Annotated in this window: 16 protein-coding genes; 9 read left to right on the top strand and 7 right to left on the bottom strand. The window is 71.5% G+C overall.

The window, feature by feature from the left end:
• The first annotated feature begins 5 nt into the window (after window positions 1-5).
• From ASE14_RS02960 to ASE14_RS02920, 9 genes are read left to right on the top strand one after another with little or no spacing between them, the layout of a single operon-like run.
• Window positions 6-1,073 (top strand): Gfo/Idh/MocA family protein, encoded by a 1,068-nt coding sequence (locus ASE14_RS02960; protein ID WP_056651685.1) that lies wholly within the window; start codon window positions 6-8, stop codon window positions 1,071-1,073.
• A complete protein-coding gene (locus tag ASE14_RS02955) occupies window positions 1,070-2,062 on the top strand; it encodes an NAD-dependent epimerase/dehydratase family protein (RefSeq protein WP_056650505.1) in 993 nt (330 codons plus the stop codon). Before ASE14_RS02960 ends, ASE14_RS02955 begins: the two co-directional genes overlap by 4 nt.
• The gene (locus ASE14_RS02950) at window positions 2,059-3,210 is read left to right on the top strand and encodes a DegT/DnrJ/EryC1/StrS aminotransferase family protein (RefSeq protein WP_056651682.1); all 1,152 of its coding nucleotides are present in this window, start codon (window positions 2,059-2,061) and stop codon (window positions 3,208-3,210) included. Before ASE14_RS02955 ends, ASE14_RS02950 begins: the two co-directional genes overlap by 4 nt.
• Window positions 3,210-3,857 (top strand): acetyltransferase, encoded by a 648-nt coding sequence (locus ASE14_RS02945; RefSeq protein WP_056650502.1) that lies wholly within the window; start codon window positions 3,210-3,212, stop codon window positions 3,855-3,857. Before ASE14_RS02950 ends, ASE14_RS02945 begins: the two co-directional genes overlap by 1 nt.
• Complete coding sequence (locus ASE14_RS02940; protein ID WP_056650499.1) at window positions 3,857-4,948, top strand: glycosyltransferase family A protein; 1,092 nt, start codon at window positions 3,857-3,859, stop codon at window positions 4,946-4,948. The genes ASE14_RS02945 and ASE14_RS02940 overlap by 1 nt, the downstream gene beginning before the upstream one ends.
• On the top strand, window positions 4,945-6,459 hold the full coding sequence (locus ASE14_RS02935) for a lipopolysaccharide biosynthesis protein (protein WP_056650496.1): 1,515 nt from the start codon (window positions 4,945-4,947) through the stop codon (window positions 6,457-6,459). The genes ASE14_RS02940 and ASE14_RS02935 overlap by 4 nt, the downstream gene beginning before the upstream one ends.
• The gene (locus ASE14_RS02930) at window positions 6,456-7,631 is read left to right on the top strand and encodes a DegT/DnrJ/EryC1/StrS aminotransferase family protein (protein ID WP_082600005.1); all 1,176 of its coding nucleotides are present in this window, start codon (window positions 6,456-6,458) and stop codon (window positions 7,629-7,631) included. The genes ASE14_RS02935 and ASE14_RS02930 overlap by 4 nt, the downstream gene beginning before the upstream one ends.
• Window positions 7,616-8,878 (top strand): hypothetical protein, encoded by a 1,263-nt coding sequence (locus ASE14_RS02925; RefSeq protein WP_056650493.1) that lies wholly within the window; start codon window positions 7,616-7,618, stop codon window positions 8,876-8,878. Before ASE14_RS02930 ends, ASE14_RS02925 begins: the two co-directional genes overlap by 16 nt.
• Complete coding sequence (locus ASE14_RS02920) at window positions 8,875-9,756, top strand: DUF6492 family protein (protein WP_056650487.1); 882 nt, start codon at window positions 8,875-8,877, stop codon at window positions 9,754-9,756. Before ASE14_RS02925 ends, ASE14_RS02920 begins: the two co-directional genes overlap by 4 nt.
• Window positions 9,757-9,760: 4 nt before the next feature.
• Here the strand turns inward: ASE14_RS02920 and ASE14_RS02915 are convergent, their stop codons facing one another.
• From ASE14_RS02915 to ASE14_RS02885, 7 genes are read right to left on the bottom strand one after another with little or no spacing between them, the layout of a single operon-like run.
• A complete protein-coding gene (locus ASE14_RS02915) occupies window positions 9,761-10,723 on the bottom strand; it encodes a hypothetical protein (RefSeq protein ID WP_056650484.1) in 963 nt (320 codons plus the stop codon).
• A 3-nt stretch (window positions 10,724-10,726) separates the two neighbouring features.
• Window positions 10,727-12,184 (bottom strand): O-antigen ligase, encoded by a 1,458-nt coding sequence (locus ASE14_RS02910; protein ID WP_056650480.1) that lies wholly within the window; start codon window positions 12,182-12,184, stop codon window positions 10,727-10,729.
• Window positions 12,174-13,508: a hypothetical protein gene (locus ASE14_RS02905; protein WP_056650477.1), complete on the bottom strand. Its 1,335-nt coding sequence runs from the start codon at window positions 13,506-13,508 to the stop codon at window positions 12,174-12,176. The genes ASE14_RS02910 and ASE14_RS02905 overlap by 11 nt, the downstream gene beginning before the upstream one ends.
• A complete protein-coding gene (gene epsE / locus ASE14_RS20755; RefSeq protein WP_162257693.1) occupies window positions 13,505-16,663 on the bottom strand; it encodes an exopolysaccharide biosynthesis GT4 family glycosyltransferase EpsE in 3,159 nt (1,052 codons plus the stop codon). The genes ASE14_RS02905 and epsE overlap by 4 nt, the downstream gene beginning before the upstream one ends.
• Entirely contained in the window at window positions 16,660-17,475 is an 816-nt protein-coding gene (locus ASE14_RS02895; protein ID WP_157372752.1) for a WecB/TagA/CpsF family glycosyltransferase, read from the bottom strand. Before ASE14_RS02895 ends, epsE begins: the two co-directional genes overlap by 4 nt.
• Complete coding sequence (locus tag ASE14_RS02890; RefSeq protein ID WP_056650471.1) at window positions 17,472-18,473, bottom strand: hypothetical protein; 1,002 nt, start codon at window positions 18,471-18,473, stop codon at window positions 17,472-17,474. The genes ASE14_RS02895 and ASE14_RS02890 overlap by 4 nt, the downstream gene beginning before the upstream one ends.
• A complete protein-coding gene (locus ASE14_RS02885; RefSeq protein WP_082600002.1) occupies window positions 18,464-19,750 on the bottom strand; it encodes an MFS transporter in 1,287 nt (428 codons plus the stop codon). Before ASE14_RS02885 ends, ASE14_RS02890 begins: the two co-directional genes overlap by 10 nt.
• Between the last annotated feature and the right edge of the window lie 2 nt (window positions 19,751-19,752).

The raw sequence follows: 19,752 nt of genomic DNA, 5'->3' as shown, positions 1-19,752 counted from the left end.
AGAACATGGACCGACTGGGCATCGCCGTGATCGGGGCGGGCTACTGGGGGCCGAACCTCGTCCGCAATCTGCGGTCGAGCGACGACTGGCGACTCGCCTACGTCTGCGACCTCGACCTCGACCGGGCGAGACGGGTGGTCGGCGGCTTCGGCGATGTCGACGTGACCGACTCGGTCGACGAGCTGCTCGCCGACCCGACTCTCGATGCGGTCGCCATCGCGACGCCCGCCGGAACGCACCACGGCCTCGCGCTCGCGGCCCTGCGCGCCGGCAAGCACGTGCTCGTCGAGAAGCCGCTCGCCGACAGCACCGACCACGGCGGGGCGATGATCCGCTCGGCGGAGGCCGCCGGCCTCGTGCTGATGGCCGACCACACCTACTGCTATACGCCGGCGGTGCAGAAGATCCGCGAGCTCGTCGAAGAGGGAGCGCTCGGGGACCTGCTCTTCATCGATTCGGTGCGCATCAACCTCGGCCTCATCCAGTCCGACGTCGACGTGTTCTGGGACCTCGCGCCCCACGACCTGTCGATCATGGACTTCATCCTTCCCGGTGGGCTCACGGCCGAAGCCGTCGCCGCCCAGGGCTCGGATCCGTTGGGCGCCGGCCGGTCGTGTCTCGGCTACCTCTCGATCCCGCTCGCGCGAGGTGCGATGGCGCACGTGCACGTCAACTGGTTGAGCCCCACGAAGATCCGCCGCATGGTGATCGGCGGCTCCCGCCGCACGCTCGTGTGGGACGACCTGAACCCCCAGCAACGGGTGAGTGTCTACGATCGCGGCGTCGACCTCGCCGCGGCATCCGACGACCCATCGGACCGGACCGCTGCGACGATCTCGTACCGGCTCGGCGACACCTGGTCGCCGGCGCTGCCGGAGCACGAGCCGCTCGCGGCGATGGTGGCCGAGTTCGCGTCGAGCATCAGGGCCGGCCGACCGGCCCGGACCGACGGCCGAGCCGCGCTGCGCGTCCTGCGGGTGCTCGAAGCGGCCACGCGCAGTCTCGCGGCCGCCGGAAGCCTCGCCCCGGTCGAACGCGACGAGCTGCCGAGCGAGCTGGAGGTCGTGCGATGACCGGGTTGGCGGGATCGCGAGTGCTGGTCACCGGCGGTGCCGGGACGATCGGGTCGACCATCGTCGACCAGCTGCTCGAGGCCGGTGCCGCCTCGATCGACGTGCTCGACAACCTCGTGCGCGGACGCGTCGAGAACCTCGCCGCCGCGCTGGCGTCGGGGAGGGTCTCGCTCGTCGAGGGCGACATCCGCGACCGCGCGATCGTCGACCGGCTCTCGCGCGGCAAGGACCTCGTCTTCCACCAGGCCGCGATCCGGATCACGCAGTGCGCAGAGGAGCCGCGGCTCGCGCTCGAGGTGCTCGTCGACGGCACCTTCAACGTCGTGGAGGCCGCGGCGCGTCACGGGGCCGGCAAGCTCGTGGTCGCCTCGAGTGCGTCCGTGTACGGCATGGCGGAGGAGTTCCCGACCGGCGAACGCCACCATCACCACAACAACGACACCCTCTACGGGGCCGCGAAGTCGTTCGGCGAGGGGCTGCTCCGCAGCTTCCGCGCGATGGAGGGCCTGCCGTTCGTGGCGTTGCGCTACTTCAACGTGTACGGACCGCGCATGGATGTGCACGGGTACTACACCGAGGTGCTCGTGCGCTGGATGGAGCGGATCGCCGACGGGCTGCCCCCGCTCGTGCTCGGCGACGGCGCGCAGACCATGGACTTCGTGAACGTGCACGATGTCGCACGGGCGAACCTGCTCGCCGCCGCATCGGATGTCGACGACGGGATCTACAACATCGCGAGCGGGCGCGAGACGAGCCTGCTCGAGCTCGCGCGGGCCCTCCTTGCGGCGATGGGCTCCGACGCCGACGTCGAGCACGGACCCGCCCGTAACGTGAACGGGGTCGAGCGCCGACTCGCCGACACGGCGGCCGCGCGCCGCGAGCTCGGCTTCGAGGCGAGGATCGGCCTCGAACAGGGCCTCCGCGAGCTCGTGGACTGGTGGCGGCCGCTGCGCACCGACATCGCCGCGTCGAGGTCGGTGATGAGATGAGCGCCCCGCAGGCGACCCGCATCGACGTCATGCGCCCCTGGCTCGGCGCAGAGGAGGCCGACGCCGTGGCCGAGGTCATCGCGTCGGGATGGATCGCACAGGGCCCGAAGGTCGCCGCGTTCGAAGACGTGTTCGCCGAGCGCATGGGGGCCGGGCACGCGGTTGCGACCTCGAGCTGCACCGCGGCCCTGCACCTCGCCCTCGTCGTCGCCGGGATCGGGCCCGGCGACGATGTCGTCGTCCCGTCGTTCTCGTTCATCGCGACCTCCAACGCCGTCGTGTACGTCGGCGCCCGACCGGTGTTCGCCGACGTCGAGGCCGCGACCGGCAACCTCACGGCCGAGACGATTACCGCAGCTCTGACGCCGGCCACTCGCGCCGTCATCGCCGTCGACCAGGGCGGGATGCCGGTCGATCTCGAGCCGATCCGAGCGCTCTGCGACCCGATCGGCGTCGTCGTCGTCGAGGATGCCGCATGCGGCGCGGGATCGCGCTACCGCGGCGCACCGGTCGGCTCGGGCGCCGACATCGCGGCCTGGTCGTTCCATCCGCGGAAGCTCCTCACGACCGGCGAGGGCGGCATGCTCACGACCGCGCGAGCCGACTGGGCGAGCCGTGCCCGTCGTCTCCGCGAGCACGCCATGAGCATCTCCGCCGCCGACCGGCACGCGAGCCTCCTCGCCCCGGCCGAGGCATACGACGAGGTCGGGTTCAACTACCGGATGACCGACGTGCAGGCGGCCATCGGCCTTGTGCAACTCGGCCGGCTCGACGAGATGGTGGCTTGGCGTCGGCAGCTCGCCGGCCGCTACGCCGAGGGGCTCGCCGGGCTCGCCGGCGTCAGGCCGGTCGAGGATCGGCCGTACGGTTCGAGCAACTTCCAGTCGTACTGGGCGGAGGTCTCCGAGCCGTATCCGCTCGGGCGCGACGGGCTGCTCGCCGCGCTCGCCGAGGCGGGCATCTCCGCACGGCGCGGTATCATGGCCGCGCACCGGCAGCCCGCCTACGCGTTCAGGGACACGGGCGACGCGACGCTCGCGACGACTGAGCGGCTCACCGATCGCACGCTGATCCTGCCGCTCCACCACGGTCTCGACGATGCGGACATCGACCGCGTCGTCGCGGTCATCCGCGGGGCGGTGGCCTGATGCATCCGCTGCTGGTGATCGGCGCGAGCGGCCTCGCCCGCGAGGCGATCGTCGTCGCTCGCGCGGCGGGCCTCGACCCGATCGGCATCGTCGACGACGACGCGTCGCGCCTGCCCTATCCTGTCGCCGGGGTGCCGGTGATCGGGCCGATCGACAGGGTGCTCAGCATCCCAGAGGCTCGGCTGCTCGTCTGCATCGGGTCGGGCGCGGCGCGGGAGCGGGTCGTCGCACGGCTCGCCCGTCTCGGTGTCGACCGCTCGCGGTACGCGACGCTCATCGACCCGAGCGTGCGCAATCCGGGCGAGAGCCCGATCGGCGTGGGCTCGATCCTGCTCGCCGGCGTCGTCGTGACCGTTGACGCGCTGCTCGGCGACCACGTCGTCGTGATGCCCAACACGACCATCACCCATGACTGCATGGTGGGCGACTTCGCCACTCTCACCGCCGGGGTCTCCCTCGGCGGCGGCGTCAGCGTCGGGCGGCGCGCCACGCTCGGCATGAACGCCGCCGTACGCCAGCACCTGTCGATCGGCGCCGACGCCGTGATCGGCATGGGCGCGGTGGTGCTCCACGACGTGCCGGCCGGAGCGACCTGGGTCGGCGTTCCGGCCTCACCGATGCGGTACGCCGAGGCCGGCGGTGCGTGATGAAGCTGCGGTGGCCGCGATCGGGCGGCGTCTGTCCAGGCGTCACCGTCGTCATCCCCTGCTACAACTACGGTCGGTATCTGGATGTCGCGGCGCGCGCCGTGCTGGAGCAGCGCGATGTCGACCCCCGGGTGATCATTGTCGACGATGCCTCCACCGACGACTCGCTCGAGGTGGCGCGCCGGATCGCCGCACGGGACCGGCGGGTCAACGTCATAGCGCACGCGCAGAACACCGGTCACATCGCGACGTACAACGACGGACTCGCGGCGGTGACGACCGAGTTCGTCGCACTCATCTCGGCCGACGACATCGTCGCGCCCGGCGCGCTCGGGCGGGCGACCCGTCTCATGCTCTCGGAGCCGACCGTCGGCATGGTCTACGGCCGGCCGCTCGAGTTCGACGACGCCGCTGGCCCGATGCCGGCGTCGGCCGAGTCGGCGAGGATCCGACGGACGAGCTGCACCGTGTGGCGCGGCCGCGAGTGGATCACGGTGGCGTGCTGGCGCGGCCGCAGCTTCATCCTCTCGCCCGAGGTGGTCATGCGCACCGCGGCGATGCGCGACGTCGGCCCGTACAACCCGGCACTGCCGCACTCGGGCGATCTCGAGTACTGGCTGCGCACCGCGGCCAGGTGGGATGTCGCGCGCGTGAACGGGCCCGTGCAGGCCATGTACCGCGTGCACGCGTCGAACATGCATCTCACCGCCTTTGCCGGGATGGCCGAGGACCTCCGTCATCGCGCACTCGCCTTCCGCGGACTCGCCGCACCAGGCGCCCGCGAGGCGGTGCCGCAGCACGACCGGCTGATCGCCCGCGCCGAACGGGCGATCGCCCGCGAGGCGCTGCTGCTCGCGCAACGCGAGCTCGATCGTGGCGGCGGGGTCGACGAGGCATCCGAGTTGTTCCGGGTCGCCGGCCAGATTCGACGGTCGTCGCTGCGCGGTCGTCGCGGGCGTGCTGTGGTGCGGCGGCTGCTCCGGATGGAGGGCGGCGCGCCGCCGGACCTCGGCCATCGCGGCATCGAGGCGACCCGACGCCAGCTCGACCGGGTGCGCTGGACGGTGTGGCGCCACATGGGGGTGTCATGACCGACGCGACCCCGGTTCCCACCCCGCTCGCCCGACGCGTGCGCCGGGGTGCGATGTGGGGCGCGGTCAATGTCGGCGCCTCGCGTGTGCTGAGCTTCGTCGCGACGATCATCGTCGCCCGGCTCATCGCGCCGGAGCACTTCGGCGCACTCGCCGTGGCGCTCGTCGTGCAGACGATCGCGTTGAACATCGCCGAGCTCGGTGCCACGGCGGCGCTCGGCCGCGGCGACCGTGACCCCGACGAGATCGCGCCCACGGTGTTCACGATCGCACTGATCACGAGCGCAGCACTCACCGGGACGATGGTCGTCACGGCGCCGTGGCTCGCGACGGTGCTCGGCGACCCCGCTGCGGCCGACGTCATCAGGGTGCTCTCGATCACCGTCGCGCTCGCCGGGCTCTGCTCAGTGCCGACCGCGATGGTCTGGCGCGACTTCCTCCAGGGTCGCCGGATCGCGGTCGACCTCGCGAACATCGCCGTCTCGATCGTGCTTGTCGTGCCGATGGCCGGTTGGGGGTGGGGGGCGCTGGCGCTCGCCTGGTCGCGGGTCGGCGGGCAGCTCGTCGCGGCCGTCGGGTACTGGATCATCACGCCGCGGCGGTACGCGCCCGGGTGGAACCGGCGCGAGGCGGGCGGCATCCTCCGTCTCGGCCTCCCGCTCGCCGCCGCGAACCTCGTCGTCTTCGCCACCCTGAACCTCGACTACGTCGTCGTCGGTCGGCTGCTCGACCCGGTCGCGCTCGGCCTCTACCTCATGGCCTTCAACCTCGCGAGCCTGCCGAGCAGCGTCGTGACGGCGATCGTGCGCACGGTCGCCGTGCCAGCGTTCGGACGGCTGCATGCCGCGGGCACGCTGCCCGGCGAGGCGGTTCGCGTCGTGCGAGGGCTCTCCTTCGCGGCGTTCCCGATCTCGGCGCTGCTCATCGGCATCGCAGGCCCGCTCATGGTCACGCTGTTCGGGGAGCGGTGGGCGCCCGCGGCATCCGCCATGCTCGGCCTCGGCATCTTCGGGATGGCGCGGATCCTCAGCGAGCTGTTCGCCGATCTCTGCGTGGGCGCGGGTCGTACGCTCGGGCTGTTCTGGGTGCAGGTCGTCTGGCTCATCGCCCTCGCCCCGGCACTCTGGTTCGGCGTCTCGCAGTGGGGGATCGCAGGTGCCGGGTATGCGCACGCGGTCGTCGCCTGGTTCGTGGTCGTGCCGATCTACCTCGCGCTCGTGCAGCGCGGCGTCGGGGCCTCGGCCGCCGCCATCCTACGGGCGTCGCTGCTGCCCGCCGTCGGCGCGGGCGCCTGCGCGCTCGCTTCGGGGTTCGTGGCATCGACCGCCGGTTCCCCCATCGTCGCGGTGCTCGCCGGCGGCGTCGCCGGCATCGTCGCGTACCTTGCGGCAACGCTGCCGCTCGGCCTCCGCTATGTCGCCGCGTTCCGGTCGAGGGCCGGTCGGAACGGTGCCGACGCGGCTGTGCAGAAGCCGTACGAAGCCACGCACAACGAGGAGGTCGCGTCATGACCGTGCCATTCACGGATCTCGCCGCACAGCAGCACGAGGTCGATGACGAGGTGCTCCCGCGGCTGCGGGCCGCCCTGGCCTCCGGCGCGTTCATCGGCGGACCGGAGGTCGAGGCGTTCGAGCACGAGTACGCTGCGTTCACGGGTTCGCGTCACTGCATCGGGATGGGCAATGGCACCGACGCACTCGAGGCAGCATTGCGCGCCGTCGGCGTCAGGCCGGGCGCCGAGGTGATCCTCCCCGCGAACACGTTCATCGCGACAGCGGAGGCGGTCATCCGGGCCGGCGGCGTCCCGGTGCTCGTCGACGTCGACGAGCGAACGCTGCTGATCGACCCCGCAGCCGTCGAGGCCGCGGCGGGGCCGGCGACGCAGGCGATCGTGGCGGTGCACCTGTACGGACAGGCGGCACCGGTTGAGCGCCTGGTGCCCGTCGCGCGACGCGTCGGCGCGGTCGTCGTCGAGGATGCGGCGCAGGCGCACGGCGCACGGCGCCTCGGACAGGTCGCCGGGAGCATCGGCCGCATCGCGGCCACGAGCTTCTACCCCGGCAAGAACCTCGGGGCAGCAGGTGACGGTGGTGCCGTCACCACAGACGACGCGTCGATCGCACGACGGGTGCGCATGATCGGCTCGCACGGCAGCGAGCGCAAGTACGAGCATGAGGTGTTCGGGTTCAACTCGCGACTGGACGCCGTGCAGGCGATCGTGCTCTCCGCCAAGCTCAAGCACCTCGAGGACTGGAACGCCAGGCGGTGCGCGATCGCCGCCGTCTACGACGCGCTGCTGCACGACATCGACGAGGTCGTGCTGCCGGTGACCGCCGAGGGCAACGAGCATGTCTGGCACCTCTACGTGGTGCGGGTGCCGAACCGTGAGCACGTGCTCGCCGAGCTCGCGGCGGCGGGCATCGCCAGCGGCATCCACTACCCGGTCCCGCTGCACCGTTCGCCCGCGCTCGCCGGTGAGCGAATGAAGATCGCCGACTGCCCGGTGACGGATGCCGCGTCGTCGCAGATCCTCAGCCTGCCGATCTTCCCGCACATGTCGGCACGGCAGGTCGTCCGGGTGGTGCGGGCCATCCGAGAGGCGTTCGGGTTCCCTCCCGAGGGTGAGGAGTTCGTCCACGCCAGGGGCCTCGAGGGACGGAGCCGCGCATGGCCGGCCGCGTGAGCATCGCCGAGATCGGGTCGCGGCTCCGACGTGAGGGCGCGCGCGGCGTGCTGCGCCGGGCCGCCTACGAGCTCTACCGGCGCACTGGCGCCGCGGAACTGGAGTCGGCGATCGCAGAGGCGGACCTCGCGGACCCGCTCGATGCACGTCTCCTGCCGGGACCGCGACCGCACCGTGACGGTGAACCGATCACGGTGGGCTGGCTGTGCACGGCGCCGGGACCCGGCTCCGGGGGCCACACGACGCTGTTCCGCATGATCGCGGGCACCGAGGCGCGTGGCATCGCCTCGACCGTCTACCTCTACGATGCCCGCGGCGGCGACGTTCGTCGTCATGAGCGGCTGATCCGCGAGAACTGGCCATGGCTGCGGGCAGAGGTGCGAGATGCGGCGGCGGCACCCGCCTTCGACGGGATGGAGGCGATGGTCGCGAGTTCGTGGGAGACGGCGCACGTGCTCGCCTCCCGTGGCACGGCGCCGATGGCCCGGCTCTACTTCGTGCAGGACTTCGAACCGCTCTTCCACCCGCACGGGTCCGTCCGCGCGCTCGCCGAGGACAGCTACCGATTCGGATTCCGCACGATCGCACTCGGCGAGATGGTGCAGGCGGAGCTCGCGGCGATCGACGTCGGGTCAATACTCGCGCCATTCGGCCGTGACGGCGACGCATACCGGCTCATCCTCGACGGCTCGTCGCGGTCGGGCATCGTCTTCTATGCGAAGCGGGGCAACGACCGCCGCGGTTACCTGCTCGGAAAGCTCGCATTGCATGCCTTTCACGGCATGCATCCCGAGCAGGAGATCCACATCGTCGGCGACCGGGTGTCCGACTGGCGCGTTCCGGTCATCCAGCACGGCACCCTGTCGCCCGAGCAGCTCAATGAGCTGTACAACCGGGTCGTCGGCGGCCCAGCCCTGTCGTTCACGAACATCACGCTCGTCGTCGAGGAGATGCTCGCGTCGGGCGCCATTCCGGTCGTGAACGACACCGTGCATTCGCGAGCGGTGCTACATCACCCCGATGCTGTCTGGGCGCCGTCGAGTCCGGGGCGGATCGCTCTCGCCCTGGCGCAGCTCGTCGAATCCGAGGACAATCTCGACCATGCAGCGCACGCGGCCGACTTCAGCGCACGACACGGCGTGGGGTGGGACCTCGCCCAGGAAGTCGTCGCCGCCACCATCCTCGAGGAGGTCGGCGTCGGCGGCCGGCCGCTCCTGAACGCCGCTGCCGAACGGCCGGGCCGATGACGGGCGCGCCGGGGTTCACCGTCATCACGCCGAGCTACGCTCCCGACTACGAGCTGTGCCGTGACCTTCATGCGTCCGTCGCGCGCTTCGCGCCGGCGGCGACGAAGCACCGCATCATCGTTCCGCGTCGCGACCTGCACAAGTTCGCCCCGTTGGCCGCGGCCGGAGCGATCATCGTCGACGTGGCCGCCGTCATGCCGCCCCAACTCCGCAAGGCGCTGGGGATGAACGCGTGGGTGAACATCGAGTCGCCGTTCCCGCCGGTGCGCGGATGGATCGCGCAGCAGATCGTGAAACTCGCCGCCGCGGCATCCGTCGATTCCGACATCGCGCTCATCGTCGATTCCGACGTCGAGTTCATCCGCCCGTTCGACGGGGAGACCTTCGCGCCGGGGGGCCGCCTGCCGCTCTACCGGCTGCCCGACGCGGTCACCGACTCGCTGCCGCGCCACGTGATCTGGCACGAGGTCGCCCGGCGGCTCCTCGGCCTGTCGCCCGAGATGCCGAGCAGCCTGCCCGACTACATCTCCTGGCCGTGCGCGTGGGACCCGGCGATCGTTCGGGCGATGCTCCGCCGCATCGAGGACGCGACCGGGCGCGCGTGGGCGACGGCCATCGGCCACGAGCTGCACTTCTCCGAGATGATCCTCTACGGCGTCTACGTCGAGGAGGTGCTCGGCACGACGCTCACCGGGGTGACGGTCGACATGCGCTGCCGGAGCCACCCCGACGAGATCGCCCTCGATCGCAATGGGCTCGATCACTTCCTCGACGAGGTCGCCGAGACGGATGTCGCGGTCATGGTGTCGGCGAAGTCGGGCACGGCGCTCGTGGTGCGGCGGGATGCGATGCGCCGCTTCGCCGGGCATCTCGGCTGACCCGTCATCGCCGTGCGCCGGGGAGTTCGAGCTCGCGCGCGTCGGCGTCGGGATCGTCGAGCGAGTCCGGCTCGTCGGGCCGATCGGCTTCGCCGGGTTGATCGAGGTCGTACCCGTCCGATTCGTCGTCCATCTCGGCGCGGCCGGCGACCTCGGGGCCGACTGGCTCGGAGTCGTCCGGCGCGGGTCCGTCCGGCGCGGGTCCGTCCGACGCCGGTCCGTCCGGTTCGCCGGCCACGGCCGTCTGCGGACCGCTCGATTCCGCCTCCGCGCCTACCGCGAGGCCGACCTCCCCGAGGGACTCCGCGTCGCTCTCGGCGCGCAATCGACGCCGCACCTGCACCGCGTCGATCGACCGTCCGAGCGAGACCGCACCGAACACGAGCACGATGCCGCCGATCAGCACGATGACGACGGCGCGCAGCCGACTCGAGAACTGCTCCGACGCCTGGTCCGCCTGGGCGACCACGAGCGACGTGAACAGGAACCGCTCGTCGGCGCCGTTGACCTCCTGGATCGTGCGCAGCTCCCGCTCGAACATCTCGCCGAGCGCAGCAGACGTGCCGACCGACTGCTCCGGCGTCGAACCGACACCGGTGATCTCGACGATGAAGCCGCTGCCGCCGACGCCGGGCGCCACTGTGAAGTCGCGGCTCAAGCCGGTGTCCTCGAGGTACGCTGCGGTCGCGGGCGACTTGAGGCGCGTGATGACCACGTTCGCGACGAGGTTCGGGTCCGTCGAGCGGAGGTAGGGGTTGTCGCCGTTCAGCTGCGCCAGCGCGGGGTCGCGCTCGATGTCGGCCTCGGTCGGGACATTCGGATTCACGAGGGCGTAGCTGATCGTGGACTCGTAGTTCCGCGGCCCGAGGGCGTAGACGTAGGCGGCCACGCCGAGCGTGAGGAGGATCGCCGGGAGGACGAACCAGCGGTACTTCCACAGAGAACTGAGCACTCCGGTGGGATCCATGACTCAGGCTCCTTCGCCATCGGGACGGGTTCGGGTCGTGTCCGTCGTTGGTCGCCCCGTCGCGACCGGAACGGCATGGTGTCGGGACTCCGGCGTTCGGTGGTCGCCCGACCCGGTTGCTCGGGCGCGCACGAGGCGCCAGACGCCTCCTGCGAGCCCGACCAAGGCGGGATAGAGCAGGGCGAACACGGGGAACGAGAGCGAGTCGAAGGTCATCGAGCAGGCGGCGGCGACGAGGGTTCCCGCGGCAACGGCGCCCGCCAGGCCCTTGAGCACGGGGTCGGCGGCGGCCCTGGCTGCGAGGATCGCCGCGATGGCGGGCAGCACGAAGTACACGATCGTCGCCACGAGGCCGACGAGACCGAGGGTGACGATCGCACCCAGGTACTGGTTGTCGAGGATCTTCAGCGCATCGGGCGGCGAGTAGTTGCCCGGCCCGGCGCCGAGGAACGGGCGTGTGTCGAGCATGAGCGCCACACGCGGGTAGTTGTTGACCCGCGTCGCGATCGACGGATCGGATGAATCGGCGCCGAGCGCCGCGCCGATCGTTCCGACGAAACCCGGCACGAAGAGGAACAGGGCAGCCACGACGAAGGGAGAGGCGAGGAGCACCCGCCGGCGGATCACCCGGGGCAGGAAAGGCAGGAACACGACGAGCGCGACCACGAGTGCGAAGATGCCGGAGCGGGACACCGTGGTGGCCACGGCGAAGACCAGGAGTGCGGTCTGGGCCCAGTGGAACCACCGGCGGCCGGACGGGTCGTTCAGCGCCCGCCAGATCGAGAGCGGGATCAGCATCGACGCGACCACGCCGAACTCGATCGAGTGGAACGTCGTGCCCGCGACGCGCATGAGTGCACCACGGATCTGGAACGGCGTGTCCCCGCCGTTGTACGCGAATCCCGGCATCGCGGCCTGGATCCACTCGACGGGATTCACTCGGAACGTGAACTGCACGACGCCGACGAGGCAGCAGAAGAATGCGCCCGTGAGCAGCGCCCGGACGACCTGCAGGGCATCCGCCATGCTGCGGATGGACTCGGCGACGACGAGCACGAGGGCGGTGCTCGCGGCGAGCAGCAGCAGCCACCGGTCCGCGGCCGCGCGGGTGACGTCGGTGCTGCCTCCGGTCCAGCCGGCGTACAAGGCGGCGTACGACGCGAACGACGCGAGCAGCAGCAGCGAGATCGCGAGCCGGCCTGGATGTCGCACGGGGACGGGGTCGTGCAGGCCCCACATCCACGACGCGAGCCAGAAGAGCAGCAGCAGCAGACAGAGGAGGATCGGCACGGTTCCAGAAGCCCCGATCGGTTCGATCACCATCGATGCCGGGAAGATGAAGATCGCCATGAGCGTGAACCGCAGCAGCAGCGGCACGTTCCCGCGCACGGGCACCGGCTGCCCGGCGCGGTCGACATCGATGGTCGGCGCGAGCGAGCCGGCGTTCGGGTCAGAGATCACAGGTGCCCCCCTCGAGCCGGTAGACGTGAACGGTGTCGCTGTCGGGGAACCGATCGGAGAAGCGGCCGTCGACCACCGGGATCGTGCGGTCCTCTCCGACCACGGTCGCGGTCGCGGCGTTCCCGCATTCGATCGTGAAGCCGACTTCGCCGTCGTTCGCGCTCGTCGCCCCGGCGATGATCGTGAACCCGTCGTCGATGAGCTTGACCGCGACGTCGACGGAGCCGTCGACGTCGACGAGCCCATCGACGAACGGCGCGTTGAGCGCGGGGGCCAGATCGGCCAGCTGTCGGTTCAGTGCAGCGACCTCTTCACGAACCGGATCGCCGCACGCGTCGCGCAGCACATTCTCGGTGCTGCAGGCATCACCGAAACCGTGATTGAAGTACACGACCCCGCGAGCCCCGTGGATGATGCCGCTCCACACGGCCGAGCGGATCTGTGCACCTGTCACCACCGGGCCGTCGCCGAACGGCTGGCCGACCTCGACGAACTGCCAGACGGGCTTCGACGACGCCGGCGAGACGAGAGAGCGCAGGTGCTCGACGGTCCACCCGTAGTTCGCGGCGATCCGGCACTCGCCGTCGGGGATCGCCTCGCCGTCGCCCGGGCCCCATCCGCCTTCCGTCGCCCCGCAGATGTTGGGGTCTGTGAACCAGTAGGCGTCGGTCGAGACGACGTCGGTGAACTCGAGGAACCGCTGCGCCTCCACATCCGACTCCCAGAAGGCGACGCCCTTGCCGAAGTTGGCGACGGTCATGAGGCCGGCGGGCGCCCCGTCGACGAGCTCGGCCATGATCGAGTACCCGCATGCGACGTCGCCCGTGCACACCTGGCCGTCGCCCGGGTACGCTCCCGTCCAAGCCCCGTCTCCCGGCCCCGCCCACATGTCGACCTCGTCGGCCACGAGCAGGCCGGCGGCGCCGTCCTCCGGCACGCTCGGAATGGCGTGCATGCCCGCATCGGCGATGAGCTCGAGCGAGGAGTTCGCGGTGAGCTCGACGTAGGTGTTGACGCCCATGCTGCGGTCGGCCTCCGTGTCCGACGACGAGGTGACGCTCGCGAACCAGACTCCGATCGGGAAGAAGCCGGGGTCGTCGGGGAGCCCGTCCTCGAAGTGTCCGTAGTAGTCGGCGCCGCCGTCGACCGCCCGCACCGTGACGGCGCCGGACTCCGATGCCGAGTCGGGTGGGGGGCCGGCCGGAGCATCGGACGCTGCGCGCGTCGTAGCGCTCGACGCGACGACGATCGCGATCGCGATCGCGCCGGCGACGGCGACGCCGCCGACCGACAGCGCCACCGCCGTGCGCGTGCGCCATCTCATGAGAGGCTCCGACCGTCACCGGCGGATATCCGCGCACTCGTCTCCACCCGCTGGAGCAGCATCGCGGCGCTCGTCGCACTGGTGAACCGGTGGATCACGCGGTCGTGCCCCTGCGAACCGAGCCGCGAGGCGAGCTCGGGCCGCCCGAGGAGACGTGCGATCTCGCCCGCGATCATCCACGGGGCGTGCGCCCTGGCGAGCAGGCCCGTGACGCCGTCCTCGACGAGCTCCGGCACGCCTCCGCCGCCCGTCACGACGACCGGGACCCCCATCGCCATCGCCTCCATGATGGCGACGCCGAGCGGTTCGGCATGGCTCGCGAGGGCGAAGACGTGCGCGCGTTCGAGTTCGGCGCGCACCGCCTCCTCGGAGACGGAGCCGAGCAGGGCCACCCGATCGGCGAGGCCCGAGGCGTCGATCAGGCCCTCGAGTCGGCCGCGGTACCCCGAATCGCCGTCGTCCTCGCCGGCGATCACCAGCTCGACGTCGTGGCCGCCGGCGACGAGCAGCGCCAGCGCGCGCACGAGGTCGTCGTGGCCCTTGCTCGGATTGAGCCGGCCGCAGCTGAAGACCTGGGCCGTCGTGCCGGGGACCCACGGCCGGTACGGCGTCCGGCGCGAGAATCGTTCGGGAGAGACACCCATCGGAGCCACGGCGAATTCGCCGGGGAGGCTGCCGTCGAGCTCGGCCAGGATCTCGCCTCGGAGCCGCTCGGTGATCGCGAATCCGAATGCCGCACGCGACCACTTCGCCTTCTGACCGCCGCCGTAATCGCGGAGCGGGCCGTGCGCGGTCAGGCTGTAGCGCAACCCGGTGAGCAGGTGGGCGAAGAGGGCGATCCACGCCGAGTCCGCGCACGAATGCACGTGCACGTGTCGCCAGCCCTCCCGGCGGGCGAGCATCGCGAGTTCGGCGCCGGCGATCGCGAGGCCGAGGAGTCGCATGCGACCGATGTCGACTTCCTCGAGAGCGCGCCCCATCTCGCGGGTGAGCGGACCGAGTCGCCCGCGCGCGGCCGTGGACAGGAGGAGCCACGTCGCCTCGAGCAGTCGGCCCGGCGACCCGGGGAACAAGAAGCTCGCCTCGGCTGTGGCGCGCTCGGCCCAGACGTGGGCGCCTGCGGCGGTTCTCGGCCTCCGGGTGGAGACGATCCGAGGCCGTGCGCCGAGGCGGCGGAGCTCCTCGATCTCACGCCAGAAAAAGGTGTGGGTCTGTCCGGGGAACTCCGGCACGAGGTAGCCGAACGAGATGCCGGCCGGAGGCGATCCGCCGTTCGCGGCCGCAGGTTGCGGCGCGTGGGGGATATCGGAGGCCCACCGGTCCGAGTTGAGCACGACGCCGAGGGCGCCGGTGCTCTGCGGGCGGCCGACCCGGAGGACCTCGGCGAGCACCGCGATGCACCGGAATGCGGCGGCGTAGGCGCGCAGGTGGTACTTCCGCACGTAGCGGATGCGGTTCACGGCCGAGAGGGCGTTGAGGGCGGGCGAGCGTCCCGATCCGCCCTGCGCATGGGTGACGACCGCCGCCGGTTCGAACCAGACGGTGCCGCCGGCGTCGCGCAGTCTGCGGAAGTAGTCGGTCTCCTCGGAGAACAGGAAGTACCGTTCGTCCCATGCCCCGACGGCCCGCGAGCGTCGGGCATCGAAGAGGATCGCCGCGCCGGTGGCCCAATCGATGGGGTGCGCGCAGTCGTATGCGCGCGGGGCGAAGACCGTCTCCGAGAGCCGCATCGGCCGTCGTCGGAGTCGGGCCCCGAACAGCGAGTCGCCGAGCGTGCCGAGCAGGCTGGGCTCCCGGCGGATGGACCTCGAGATCGCGCCGTCCGCCTCGCGGATGGCCGGCACGACCGCTCCTGCACCGCTCGCATCGAGTCGATCGAGCAGGGCCTGCACGCAGCCCGGGTCGACGACCGCGTCGGGATTCAGGACGAGGATGCCGCGCGCCGCGCCGATCATCGCCGCGCTGCTGTTGATGGCGCCGGCGTAGCCGAGGTTCGCGCCGGTACTGTACGCGATCGCATCGGGGTGGCGGGCGCGCACGTGCTCGAGGGTGCCGTCGCTCGACGCGTTGTCGGCGACGATCACGCGGATCGAGTGGGCCTCGGCCTCGGCGCGGAGCGAGTCCAGCAGCCCATCGATGCACGAGCGGCTCTCGTACGTCACGACGATCGCGGCAACCTCGGCGGGATCGTCGATGCCGGCGAACGTCGCCGGCTGACCGGCCGATCGGTGCCGTGGTTTCGGCTCCGCGATGCGCGTCGGCTCCGCGACGCGCGTGGACTCGTCGCGCTCCCATGACAGGCTCGGACGGCGCCGCAACGATGGGCGCCGTGACGCCGTGCTCAGCACCGCATAGACGAGGGCGTCTGCGGCCGAGCGAGGCCCGCGGACGGAGCGGAGGAGCTGCCGCACGGTCGACGGCGCCGTGCCGCTCGTTGATCTGATGGCGAGCTGGCCAGCGCCCCGAGCTTGCCGGCGCAGCACCGCCATCAGGTTCCGGACGCGTTGTGGTACGCGCACCGGAACGGGGCTCGTCGGCACGATGCGCTTCTCGGATGCCGAGAAGTGCTGGTCGACGAAGACATCATCGGCGATCACCCGGGGGAACTCGCCGAACCTCGCGTGCCCCTCGGAGCCGAGCGCGAACGCGCCCGCCCCCCAGAGTCCGCTTCGAGTGTTGGGCAGCCGGTCTCTCGCTCGGTAGTAGGCACGCACGGGTGCGGAGGCCGAGGCCATGACGTAGCGGAACTCCGGGCGGGCGGCCAGCGCTTCGCCACGGGAGACGGTATCGAGCACCTCGAGCGCGGCCTCGGCGCTGATCGCGATGTCGGCGTCGAGGTAGAGACGCGGCCACTGCGTGGCGGCGTCGTCGGCGGCGTTGAGTGCCGCGGTCTTCAACGGGCGCGGAGTCTGCAGCACCGTCACCCCATCGACGGATGCCGCCAGCGCCGCGGTGCCGTCGGAGCACCCGTTGCACGCCACCACGACCTCGACGAGGCGCCGCTCGATGAGCGGGCGCAGGCCGTCGAGCGTGCGCAGGATCACCGCCTCCTCGTCGTGCGCCGGGATCACGATCGATCCACGCATCACGGGTGGGTGCTGCGGCCGTGCCGTCGCGTGCTCCGCGACCGGCGCCGACTGCTCGGTGAGCGTCATCCGGCTGCCCTCCGTTCTGGTCCTGCACCAGAGGGCGCGCCGCTCGACCGGCGAACCGCGAGGTAGGCCGGTGGTCCGTCGACGAGGTAGCGGTGCGCGAGCCTGCGCGGTTCGAGAGCGAGACGCCACGCCCACTCCATCCCGTGGTCGGCGACCCACCGCGGTGCGCGCCCGATCCGGCCGGCGAGGAAGTCGACGACCGCCCCGAACGCGAGCAGCACGCGGGAGCCGGTCGCTGCCCCGTACCGTTCGATCCAGAGTTCCTGGCGCGGCTTGCCGAGACAGACGATCAGCAGGCCGACCTCGTGCGCCGCGATGTCATCGGCGATCGCCCGGCCGACCGCGTCGTCGACCAGTTCCGCCCGGTCGGGGGCCCAGCAGCCGGCGAGACGGAGCACCGGGTGGGTGAGTGCGAGGCGCCGGGCGAGGTGTTCGTGCGTCGTCGCAGTGCCGCCGATGAATCCGACCGTGCTGTGGGCGAGTTCGGCGCGGTCGAGGAGCGGGTCGATGAGGTCGCTGCCGGCCAGGCGGGGCCAGTCGCGGTGCGTGATGCGTCGCGCGGCGGCCGCGAGCGGGGCGCCGTCGACGAGGTTCAGCCACTCGACGGGGGCGGCATCGCCGTCGTGCAGGGCGTGGCCGACCGGGGCGGCGTCGCCGAAGTAGTGGACGTGGTCGAGGTTGATCGAGGCGACGCCGAGGGGGCGGCCGACCGACTGCTCGAAGCGCGAAGAGATCGTGTCGATCGCCTCGCTTCGACCGAGGAGGTCGACGGGCACCCCGCCGAGCCGAACCCGCGTGACGGTCGCACTCATGGTCGCACCACCGCCGGAGACCACGCGTGCTCGATGAACAGCTCGGGGTCGGTGGAGCCGTCCGCCCGGATCGTGTACACGTCGGCGTCGCCCGGCGAGTTCTCCTGCGTCCTCCCGTAGAGCAGGGTGTCGTCGTCGAGCCACTCCACCTGATCATCGATCGACGCCGGCTCGGGGAGCACCGTCACCCGGTCGTCGTCCAGATCGAGCACCGCGATGGCCCAGTCGGGCTGAGCGCTATCGGAACGGTTCTGCTTGAAGGCGATGCGCGAGCCGTCGGGGGAGAGCGACGGGCACTCGACCTCGTCCCTCAACGCGGTGAGCGTGCGCTCGCCGAGGTCGCCCCGCACGAGCCAGCGATGCTCGCCCGACGATGCCGTCGCGAAGAATCGCTCCTCGTCGGCGAAGGCGACGCCCCAGACGTTCACGTCGGCCGCCGTCACTTCTGCGCCGTCGACGATGAGGGCGAAGTCCTCGAGTTCGCCGGAGTCGGTGTCGCCCGGCCCGACGATCATCGTCGACGTCGAGAATTCCGAACCCGCGTACGAATGCCCGGTGACGAAGGACGTCGTCGCGAAGCGCTCGCCGCCGGGCGAGAGCCGGGTTCTGCTCGGAATGCCGGCGAGGGGTCGGCTCTCGAGCACCCGCAGCCGGCGGTCGAGGACCCGCGTCTCGAAGGTCGTGGTGAGGCCGAGATCGGAGTGCAGGCAGACGAGGCCCGTGGCGTCGGCGTCGAGGCGGTCGCACGGGGTGTCAGACGTCATGCGCGGGCCGCCGGGGTCGTCGACGTCGACGGAGGCGACGAACCCGTGCAGCGCACCGCCGCCCATCTGCCGGAAGAGCACGGTGTCCGGTTCGATCGCGGTGAGAGGAGTCGACGCCGAGCCGAGCGGCACCGACCGCGAAGCAGCGAAGGCGACGGCGCCGTAGGCGGCGGCACCGCCGAGCAGCACCACCGCCGCGACGGCGACGAAGAGACGGCGACCGGTCAGGTCCATGCCGATGCACCTCCCTCCGAAGCGCGTGGGCGCAGGAGGAGCGCCGCGACGGGGATGAGCACGGCGAGCGTGCATGCGGCGATGACGAGCGCGGCCGATGAGCCGAGCGCGAACCAGAGCAACCCGAATCCGGTGGCGGCGATGAAGCGCGTCGCAGCGACGACGGTCTGCGCGGCGGCGATGCCGCTCGTTCGCGCCGCCACGGGGACGAACGCCGAAGCGAGCGCCGCGAGGATCCCGTCGGTCGCCGCGTAGAACACACCAAGAGCCAGGAGGCACGCGATCGTCGCGGCAACGGCACCGGCCCCCGCGATCGGCAGCGCAGCGAGGACGTACGCGCCGAGCAGCACGACCTGGCCGCCGATGAACACGCGACGTCCGCCGACACGGTCGCCGAGTCGACCGATCGGCACCGCGAGGGTGAGGTAGACGATATTGGTGCCGACGAAGAGGAGCGGGAACCACATCGGCGCGAAGTCGAGCCGGTCGTGGAGTGCGAGGTAGAGGAATCCGTCGCCGATCGTGACGAGGCCGAGGAGCCCGGCCGCCACCAGCAGTCGGATCAGTCGAGGCGCGGTGAGCAGGCGCCACCGGAACGGAGCGGAGGAGACGCCATCGCGGGCGCGTTCGGCGCGTGGCCGCCGGTCGGGCACGAGTGCGCCGAGCACGACGACGCCGAGGAGTGCGAAGGCGAGTGAGACGACGAACACCGTTCGATAGCCCTCCGGCACCAGCAGCAGCACGACGAACGCGATGACGGGCCCGGTGGCCGCGCCGACGGTGTCGAGCATGCGGTGCAAGCCGAACGACCGACCGAGTTCCGTCGGCGGCGATGAGGCGGCGATCAGCGCGTCGCGCGGCGCGGTGCGGATGCCCTTGCCGATCCGATCGCCGACGACCACTGCAGTGATGGCGCCGAAGCCGCCGGCGAACAGGAGGCCGAGCCGGGCGACGGCGGAGAGCCCGTAGCCGACGAGGGCGACGTGCTTCGGGCGATCGCCCCGGTCCGCCGCCCACCCCGCAGCGATGCGCACCACCGAGCTGACGCCCTGGTACAGGCCGTCGATGACGCCGTACGCCACGACGGACAGGCCGAGCGCCGCGGTGAGGTAGAGGGGGAGCACGGCCGCGGTCGCCTCGGATGAGACGTCGGTGAGCAGACTCACGACGCCGAGTGCGACGACGGTGGAGGACACGCGGGCGGCGCGCCCGGTCGCAGCCGGTGCGCCGGTCGAGGCATCCTCGCGGCGTCGGCGGTCGGACAGGCTGATGTACATCC

This window comes from Agromyces sp. Root81 (genome assembly GCF_001429165.1).
GTDB lineage: Bacteria > Actinomycetota > Actinomycetes > Actinomycetales > Microbacteriaceae > Agromyces.
The sequence above is the reverse complement of the archived record's forward strand: the minus strand, read 5'-3'. Positions and strand labels throughout refer to the sequence as shown.

Bases quoted from the DNA above. Each gene is read 5' to 3' on its own strand.
- ASE14_RS02945 (WP_056650502.1), top strand. From the start codon at position 3,210: ATGCATCCGCTGCTGGTGATCGGCGCGAGCGGCCTCGCCCGCGAGGCG.
- ASE14_RS02925 (WP_056650493.1), top strand. From the start codon at position 7,616: ATGGCCGGCCGCGTGAGCATCGCCGAGATCGGGTCGCGGCTCCGACGT.
- ASE14_RS02935 (WP_056650496.1), top strand. From the start codon at position 4,945: ATGACCGACGCGACCCCGGTTCCCACCCCGCTCGCCCGACGCGTGCGC.
- ASE14_RS02890 (WP_056650471.1), bottom strand. From the start codon at position 18,473: ATGGACCTGACCGGTCGCCGTCTCTTCGTCGCCGTCGCGGCGGTGGTG.
- ASE14_RS02930 (WP_082600005.1), top strand. From the start codon at position 6,456: ATGACCGTGCCATTCACGGATCTCGCCGCACAGCAGCACGAGGTCGAT.
- ASE14_RS02955 (WP_056650505.1), top strand. From the start codon at position 1,070: ATGACCGGGTTGGCGGGATCGCGAGTGCTGGTCACCGGCGGTGCCGGG.
- ASE14_RS02895 (WP_157372752.1), bottom strand. From the start codon at position 17,475: ATGAGTGCGACCGTCACGCGGGTTCGGCTCGGCGGGGTGCCCGTCGAC.
- epsE (WP_162257693.1), bottom strand. From the start codon at position 16,663: ATGACGCTCACCGAGCAGTCGGCGCCGGTCGCGGAGCACGCGACGGCA.
- ASE14_RS02905 (WP_056650477.1), bottom strand. From the start codon at position 13,508: ATGAGATGGCGCACGCGCACGGCGGTGGCGCTGTCGGTCGGCGGCGTC.
- ASE14_RS02885 (WP_082600002.1), bottom strand. From the start codon at position 19,750: ATGTACATCAGCCTGTCCGACCGCCGACGCCGCGAGGATGCCTCGACC.
- ASE14_RS02950 (WP_056651682.1), top strand. From the start codon at position 2,059: ATGAGCGCCCCGCAGGCGACCCGCATCGACGTCATGCGCCCCTGGCTC.
- ASE14_RS02960 (WP_056651685.1), top strand. From the start codon at position 6: ATGGACCGACTGGGCATCGCCGTGATCGGGGCGGGCTACTGGGGGCCG.
- ASE14_RS02920 (WP_056650487.1), top strand. From the start codon at position 8,875: ATGACGGGCGCGCCGGGGTTCACCGTCATCACGCCGAGCTACGCTCCC.
- ASE14_RS02940 (WP_056650499.1), top strand. From the start codon at position 3,857: ATGAAGCTGCGGTGGCCGCGATCGGGCGGCGTCTGTCCAGGCGTCACC.
- ASE14_RS02915 (WP_056650484.1), bottom strand. From the start codon at position 10,723: ATGGATCCCACCGGAGTGCTCAGTTCTCTGTGGAAGTACCGCTGGTTC.